The organism is uncultured Cardiobacterium sp., assembly GCF_938028185.1.
Classification (GTDB): Bacteria; Pseudomonadota; Gammaproteobacteria; order Cardiobacteriales; family Cardiobacteriaceae; genus Cardiobacterium.
Genome location: NZ_CALJAH010000151.1, coordinates 1 through 6,365, shown reverse-complemented (window position 1 = coordinate 6,365; position 6,365 = coordinate 1). Strand labels below are relative to the sequence as shown.

At 61.1% G+C, this 6,365-nt stretch carries 7 protein-coding genes; all 7 read left to right on the top strand.

What is annotated here, in order from left to right; translation table 11 throughout:
* A partial coding sequence (locus Q0349_RS04615; RefSeq protein ID WP_298079707.1) for an ABC transporter permease occupies window positions 1–1,215 on the top strand: 1,215 nt, incomplete at its 5' end.
* Window positions 1,216–2,325, top strand: coding sequence for an ABC transporter permease (locus Q0349_RS04610; protein WP_298079706.1), 1,110 nt, complete (start codon window positions 1,216–1,218; stop codon window positions 2,323–2,325). It abuts the gene before it with no gap.
* A 424-nt stretch (window positions 2,326–2,749) separates the two neighbouring features.
* Window positions 2,750–3,577, top strand: a complete 828-nt coding sequence (locus Q0349_RS04605) for a hypothetical protein (RefSeq protein WP_298079705.1) — start codon at window positions 2,750–2,752, stop codon at window positions 3,575–3,577.
* A 361-nt stretch (window positions 3,578–3,938) separates the two neighbouring features.
* Complete coding sequence (locus tag Q0349_RS04600; protein WP_298079704.1) at window positions 3,939–4,376, top strand: hypothetical protein; 438 nt, start codon at window positions 3,939–3,941, stop codon at window positions 4,374–4,376.
* Window positions 4,373–4,819: a hypothetical protein gene (locus Q0349_RS04595; protein WP_298079703.1), complete on the top strand. Its 447-nt coding sequence runs from the start codon at window positions 4,373–4,375 to the stop codon at window positions 4,817–4,819. The genes Q0349_RS04600 and Q0349_RS04595 overlap by 4 nt, the downstream gene beginning before the upstream one ends.
* Before the next feature lie 99 nt (window positions 4,820–4,918).
* Window positions 4,919–5,983: a chorismate synthase gene (gene aroC, locus Q0349_RS04590; RefSeq protein ID WP_298079702.1), complete on the top strand. Its 1,065-nt coding sequence runs from the start codon at window positions 4,919–4,921 to the stop codon at window positions 5,981–5,983.
* 202 nt (window positions 5,984–6,185) lie between these two features.
* Window positions 6,186–6,365: RNA 2'-phosphotransferase (locus tag Q0349_RS04585; protein ID WP_298079701.1), on the top strand; the 180-nt coding region annotated here is incomplete at its 3' end.

Sequence of the window (6,365 nt, the reverse complement as noted above, 5' to 3'; positions counted from 1 at the left end):
CCCCCCGTGGGGGAGGGTTGGGGTGGGGGCAGCAAACCAACCAGTGCAGCTTCCTTAAACAGCGATAACAACGCCCCAACCACCGGCTTCCTCCCCTGGCTCGCCACCATCCGCACCTTCGCCATCCGCGAAGGCAAAGAACTGCTGCGCGACCATGTGCGCACCTTCTTCGCCCTCTTCGGCCCGGTCATCCTCATGACTGCCGTCACCTGGGGCGTCTCCTTTGACGTCGGCAACCTCGCCTTCGCCGTGCGCGACCGCGACCAAAGCGCGGAAAGCCGCGCCATCGTCGAATACTTCGCCGGCTCCAGCCAATTCCACCAACTGCCGCCGCTCACCGCCGACGCCGACATCGACACCGCACTCGAAAGCAGCGCCGCGAAAATGATCATCGACATCCCGCCGTCCTTCGGCCGCGATCTCTTGCGCGGCAACCGCCCCGAACTCGGCTTCTACCTCGACGGCGCCGAATCCTTCAACGCCGCCAGCCTCAACGGCTACATCATGAGCATCCTCGGCGACTACGCCCGCGACCAGGCACGCGCGCACGGCATCGTCCTGCCGCCGGACGCCGCCCAACTCGTGCCGCGCTTCCGTTACAACCCCGACTTCAAAAGCATCCTCGCCATCGCCCCCGGCGTCCTCATGCTGGCGCTGTCGCTCTTCCCGGCGATGATGGCGGCGGTCGGCGTCGTGCGCGAACGCGAAATCGGCTCAATTGCCAACTTCTACGCCTCGCCCGCCAGCCGCCTGCAATTCCTCCTCGGCAAACAACTGCCCTACCTCGCCGCCGCCATGACCAGCTTCCTCATCCTTTATCTCATGATGCGCTACTGGTTCGGCGTGCCGCTCAACGGCTCCGCCGCCGCCCTCATCAGCGGCACCTTCCTCATGTGCTGCACCACCACCGCCACCGGCCTGCTCGTCTCCTGCTTCACCCGCTCGCAAGTCGCCGCCATCTTCATCACCGCCGTCGGCACCGTCATGCCCGCGATGAGCTTCTCCGGCTTCCTCGTCCCCGTCTCCTCGCTGCAAGGCGGCGCGTACATCATGGGCAAAATCCTGCCGTCGGCGTGGTACGCCAACCTCACCACCGGCACCTTCACCAAAGGCCTCGGCTACCCCGAACTCATCCGCGAACACCTCATCCTCGGCAGCTACTACCTGCTCCTGCTCGCGCTTGCCACCCTAAACCTCAAAAAACAGGAACGCTAAATGACCCGCAACCTGCTGACCCTCATCGGCAAAGAACTGCGCAGCCTGTTCGCCGACCCCATCCTGCTCATCCTCATCACCTATATGTTCACCGGCATGGTGATTGCCATGTCGCAGAGCAACACCGACATCAGAAACGCCGCCGTCGCCATCATCGACGAAGACCACTCGCCCCTCTCGCGCCGCCTCGCGGACGCCATCCGCCCGCCCTACTTCCGCACCCCGGCCGCCATCGACCGCAGTGAGGCCGACGCGGCGATGAACCGGGGCGACTACGTCTTCATCCTCGAAATCCCGCCACATTTTGAACGCGACCTGCTGCAAGGCCGCTCGCCCGAAATCCTCAACAACATCGACGCCACCCGCATGAACCAGGGCGGCATCGGCAGCGCCTACCTCGCACAAATCCTCGCGCAAGAAACCCGCGAAACCCTCAAACAAAGCGCGCCCGCGCCGCTGGTCAACCCCGTCATCCGCACCCGCTACAACCCCAACGCCGAAAACGCCTACCAAATGCCCGTGACCGCGCTGGGCAACGCCATCCTGCTACTGCTGCTGCTGCTCGTCGGCGCGGCGGTCATCCGCGAACGCGAACACGGCACCATCGAACACCTGCTCGTCATGCCCGTCACCGCCAGCGAAATCATGCTCGCCAAAATCCTTGCCAACGGCCTCGTCATCCTCGTCGCCTCCACCCTCTCCCTGCTCGGCGTCGTGCACGGCCTGCTCGGCGTCCCCATCAACGGCACACTCACCAACCACCTGCTGGGGGCGGCGACCTACCTCTTCTCCATCGCCTCACTCGCCATCATGATCGCGACCCTGACACCGAGCCTGCAACAATACAGCCTGCTGATGCTGCCGCTATTCATCATCATGAACCTCTTTTCGGGCGCGACCACCTCGCGCAGCAATATGCCGGAGCTGGCACGCGCCATCAGCGAATACTGGCCCAGCACCCAATACGCCATCTACAACCAAAGCATCATCTTCCGTGGCGCCGACCTGCACGAACTCTGGCCACAACTGCTGAACATGGGCGCAACCGGCCTGCTCTTCCTCGGCCTCGCCCTCATCCGCTTCCGCAAAATGCTGGAGACACAGGGATGAGCGCCCAAAATTATCCCTCCCCGCCGAACTGCCCCCTCCCTCGCAGGGCGAAGCCCGCAGCGGGGGAGGGACGGGGTGGGGGTAGCGACAGAATTACCATCTCCGATGCCCAAACGACACCCGACAAACATTCCCCACATACATACACCTTGAGCGCTCAAGCGTATGTAAACCGCCGAACTGCCCTTCCCCACCAAATGGCTCCCTCCCCCCGTGAGGGAGGGTCGGGGTGGGGTTTGCCTGTCTTTCCACCGATGTCCAACAGCCATAGCCGTAGGTCGGCCATTCATGGCCGACATGAAAAACGTCGGGCACAAGTGCCCGACCTACAAAACAATGCCGACACACCAACCGCCACCCGCACACCGCCGAACAGCCCCGGCAAATCCGGTACAATCCCGCCACTACCCCACCGGAGCCAACCATGGACAGACCCTACCCCGCCACCGCCGCTAGACGCTACACCATCACCGGCCTCATCATCGGCCTTGCCATCACCGCCAGCGCCTTCAGCACCGCCCCCGCCCTCCAGCCCCTTCGCGGCGACCCGCTCGTCGCCGCCGCCTTTCTCATCGTGCCGGCACTGGCCGCCGTTGCCACCGCCTACCACCTGCCGCTCATCCAGGCCGGCAAAGACTGGCGCGGCCTCGCCCTCACCACCCTGATCAGCCTCGCCAACGCCGTGCTGCTCACCCTGCCCTTCAAAGCACACGCCATCTTCCACGGCAGCACAGGCGACCGCATCCTGCTGCAAACCGCACTTGCGCTCGGCCTCGCTAACGGCATCCTCACCGGCCTCATCGCCCTGCCGCTGCCCGACCACAAACACCATCCCACGCCGACCGCACGCAGCAATGGCCGCCTCATCGCCTGGGGAACCGCACTCGGCGCGCTCGCCGCCCTCGTGCCAGTCGCCACCCTGCCGCGCCTGCACGCCATCGCCGACAATAACCCCTACGGCCTCCTCCTCTTCCTGCTGACCATCCCCTTCTTCTGCGCCAGCAGCAACGCCATCCTCAACGAAAAACTCCAATGCCGGAAAAACGCCGCCGGACTGCTCCACCTCAGCAATTACAGCCTGGCGGGGGCGGCGCTTTGCGGCCTGCTCGTCGCCAAACACGACCCGGCGCTGATGAACCTCGCCGGAATGCTGACCCTGCTCGCACTCGCCATCACCTACGCCCTGAGCTGCGGCCTGCTCACCGCATGGCTGGCACTGCCCGCACCGGAGAAAAAACAGGCAGTATCCTGAAAAGTATGTTGATTACCAGCAGAGTGGCAAAAATCAGCCGTTGCCAATATTCCGCCGGTCCGCCCTCCCTCGCAGGGTACGCCAGTACCCGTAGCGGGAAGGGGGCGAGCAATATTACTCAAGCGTCAAAATGGCGATTTTTCACGCTTGTTGCCCCCACCCCGGTTTTTTACTGCGCAAGCTGTTCCAGAATCCCCCACAGGGTAAGGGAGCATATCGATGGTTTCCTGTTTTTCAGTTCATGACACAAATACGCCAAACAGGTTTATAGCCATCCAAAAAATAAACCCGCTCCTGGCGCAACACTACCCTGTATGCAAATCGCCTTGAATAAAACGCTCCAAAAAATATCGAGAGAAACATGAAAACAGAAAATCCCTATCCGCGAAAATCCGTCCGACGGAACTTTACCATGTGCGGCACACTGTTTGGATTTATCCCCGCCTTGTTTCTATCGGTATTCCCTGTTGTTGGCCCAATACTGTTTCTGCTAACATTCATTTTTTTATTTCCACTTGCCTGGATTGCCGGGGCATTTATTGCATCATTGGAACTTCGTCGCACTCCAGGGGGATATTTAACAGCAATGACCATTTGCGCCTTTCTTGGACTTTCTTGCCTTTTCCCGTTTTCCAGGATTAATATCGGTACTATTGGTGGTCCCATGTTTGGTTCTGCCGAAGAAGCAGTATATATAATTCTTACCCTGATAGGCATAGGCGCATTCTCTGGGCTGATGACCGCGCTGATGACACTACCCGGCAAAGAAAACCATTCAGAAAACGAAGAATCTCCATGACCAGCCAAATCCCCCCTTATCCGGCGTGGCCGGTTTTCTGGAAATTCAGTATTTGCGGCATTCTGCTGGGTATAACTCCCGGCCTGATTGTGGGATTACTGCTGCAAGGCATTCCTGACCTGGCGCAATCCTTGCTGATACTTCCTGCCTGCCTCATCATCCCTTCTGCCCTGCTGGCAGCCGCAATCATTGCAAAATGCAGAATTTACCGGGATTCGGACGGTATTCTCATGGCAATCGCCATTAGCGTAATATCCGGCATAGCCTGCGCTTACATCGCTTACACCGTACTATCCCTGTATGCGAATCACCACGGGGGCAAATCAGACGGTGATTTGGCAAATATCTTTACCATAATCGTCGTTGCTTTGGGGATTCCCGCTGGCTGGCTCACCGCCTTTTTTACCCTGCCCGCCAAACCCATTCCCCCTGAAGAACATTAACCCGCGATTCAGGCGTACCATCACCCAAATCGTTTACATACACCATAAGCGCTACCCTGTATGTAAATCACGAAAACCCCAAATACAAGGAACCCAACCATGAGCGGCAACAGCATCGGCCAAAATCTCATCCTTACCACCTTTGGCGAAAGCCACGGCGCGGCCATCGGCGGCGTCCTTGACGGCTGCCCGGCAGGCATCCCGCTGGACGAAGCCGCGATTCAGGCCGAACTCGACCGGCGCAAGCCCGGCACCTCGCGCCACGTCACCCCGCGCCAGGAAGCCGACCGCCTGCAACTCCTCTCCGGCATCTTTGAGGGCAAGACCAGCGGCACGCCAATTGGCCTGCTCATCATGAACGAAGACCAGCGCAGCCGCGACTACGGCGCGATTAAAGACCAATACCGCCCCGGCCACGCCGACTACACCTACCACGCCAAATACGGCATTCGCGACTATCGCGGCGGCGGACGCGCGTCCGCGCGCGAAACCGCCATCCGCGTCGCCGCTGGCGCGATTGCCAAACAAATCCTCGCCCACCTCGCAGGCGTACAAATCCGCAGCTACGTCTCGCAAATCGGCGAACACCGCCTGGAATTCATGGACTGGAGCCACGTCCGCGAAAATCCGTTCAACTGCCCCAACGACCACCAGACCGCGCTGCTCGACCGTTACCTCGCCGACATCCGCCGCGCAGGCGACAGCATCGGCGCGGAAATCACCGTCATCGCCGAAAACGCCCCCGCTGGCCTCGGCGAACCCGTCTTTGACCGCCTTGACGCCGACATCGCCAAAGCGCTGATGAGCATCAACGCCGTCAAGGGCGTGGAAATCGGCGACGGCTTCGCGGTCATCAGCAAACGCGGCAGCGAAAACCGCGACGAACGCCGCGCCGCAAGCGGCTTCCAGAGCAACCACGCGGGCGGCATCCTCGGCGGCATCAGCAGCGGACAAAGCATCCTCGCCCGCGCCGCCTTCAAACCGACCAGCAGCATCCTCATCCCCGGCCACAGCACCGATGTGAACGGCCAAGACGTGGACGTCGTCACCAAAGGGCGGCACGACCCCTGCGTCGCCCTGCGCGCCTGCCCCATCGTGGAGGCGATGCTGGCGCTGACGCTGGCGGATCACTACCTGCGCCAGCGCGGGCAGAACGGCGACTAAGAGCTGATTACAATAGAAAAATTCCCCACCCCCTGTGGAGGAAAGGCTTGAGGCGTGTTTCACCCGTTCCCATCGCGGCCAAACAACCCGCGTAGGTCGGCCATTCATGGCCGACAACAACAAAGCCCACCCGGCACAGCAATGCCAAAACGCCAACCATCGCCCGCATCCCAAACGACATAACCAACCCCCGCCCATCCCCATGAAAAACCCCGATCCCAGCACCCGCATCAGCAAACACCTGAGCTTCGTCCTGCGCCACCACCCCGAAAGCATCGGCATCACGCTAGACAGCCAAGGCTGGGTAAGCATCGACACCCTGCTTGCCCAAGCCGCCCAACACAACCGCCCCATCAGCCGCGCGCAACTGCTAGAAATCGTC

Coding starts and splice junctions, on each gene's coding strand:
- Q0349_RS04605 (WP_298079705.1), top strand. CDS start 2,750: ATGGACAGACCCTACCCCGCCACCGCCGCTAGACGCTACACCATCACC.
- aroC (WP_298079702.1), top strand. CDS start 4,919: ATGAGCGGCAACAGCATCGGCCAAAATCTCATCCTTACCACCTTTGGC.
- Q0349_RS04595 (WP_298079703.1), top strand. CDS start 4,373: ATGACCAGCCAAATCCCCCCTTATCCGGCGTGGCCGGTTTTCTGGAAA.
- Q0349_RS04600 (WP_298079704.1), top strand. CDS start 3,939: ATGAAAACAGAAAATCCCTATCCGCGAAAATCCGTCCGACGGAACTTT.
- Q0349_RS04610 (WP_298079706.1), top strand. CDS start 1,216: ATGACCCGCAACCTGCTGACCCTCATCGGCAAAGAACTGCGCAGCCTG.